General features: G+C 50.4%; 1 rRNA gene. It reads right to left on the reverse strand.

Features of this window, described 5'->3' with window-relative positions:
* Positions 1-1,152, reverse strand: a 23S ribosomal RNA gene (locus tag TW85_RS23870); the annotation flags it as partial.
* Between the last annotated feature and the right edge of the window lie 28 nt (positions 1,153-1,180).

A 1,180-nucleotide genomic window follows, 5' to 3' on the forward strand; every position in this document is an offset into this window, starting at 1 on the left:
GCATCCGTAGCTTCGGTGTACAGTTTAGCCCCGTTATATCTTCCGCGCAGGCCGACTCGACTAGTGAGCTATTACGCTTTCTTTAAAGGATGGCTGCTTCTAAGCCAACCTCCTAGCTGTCTAAGCCTTCCCACATCGTTTCCCACTTAACTGTAACTTTGGGACCTTAGCTGACGGTCTGGGTTGTTTCCCTTTCCACGACGGACGTTAGCACCCGCCGTGTGTCTCCCGTAATTGCACTCATTGGTATTCGGAGTTTGCATGGGGTTGGTAAGTCGGGATGACCCCCTAGCCCAAACAGTGCTCTACCCCCAATGGTGAGATACGAGGCGCTACCTAAATAGCTTTCGAGGAGAACCAGCTATCTCCGAGCTTGATTAGCCTTTCACTCCTATCCACAAGTCATCCCCGCATTTTTCAACATACGTGGGTTCGGTCCTCCAGTTAGTGTTACCCAACCTTCAACCTGCCCATGGATAGATCGCCCGGTTTCGGGTCTATTCCCAGCAACTATACGCCCTATTAAGACTCGGTTTCCCTACGGCTCCTCTATGCGATTAACCTTGCTACTGAAAATAAGTCGTTGACCCATTATACAAAAGGTACGCAGTCACGGAACAAGTCCGCTCCCACTGCTTGTACGTACACGGTTTCAGGATCTATTTCACTCCCCTCACAGGGGTTCTTTTCGCCTTTCCCTCACGGTACTGGTTCACTATCGGTCAGTCAGGAGTATTTAGCCTTGGAGGATGGTCCCCCCATATTCAGACAGGATACCACGTGTCCCGTCCTACTCGATTTCATTAAAAGGGCATTTTCGTATACGAGGCTTTCACTCTCTACGGCGGCACTTTCCAGAGCCTTCTACTAACACCAATCTAACTTAAGGGCTAATCCCCGTTCGCTCGCCGCTACTTAGGGAATCTCGGTTGATTTCTTTTCCTCCGGGTACTTAGATGTTTCAGTTCCCCGGGTTCGCCTCGTATGGCTATGTATTCACCATACGATACCCGCAAGCGGGTGGGTTTCCCCATTCGGACATCTCGGGATTAACGCTTGTTTATCAACTCCCCCGAGCTTTTCGCAGATTACCACGTCCTTCATCGCCTCTGACTGCCAAGGCATCCACCGTGCACGCTTGGTCACTTGACCATATAACCCAAAAGGGTCTATATACCAA

The organism is Marinomonas sp. S3726 (assembly GCF_000967665.1).
In the GTDB taxonomy this organism is placed as follows: Bacteria; Pseudomonadota; Gammaproteobacteria; order Pseudomonadales; family Marinomonadaceae; genus Marinomonas.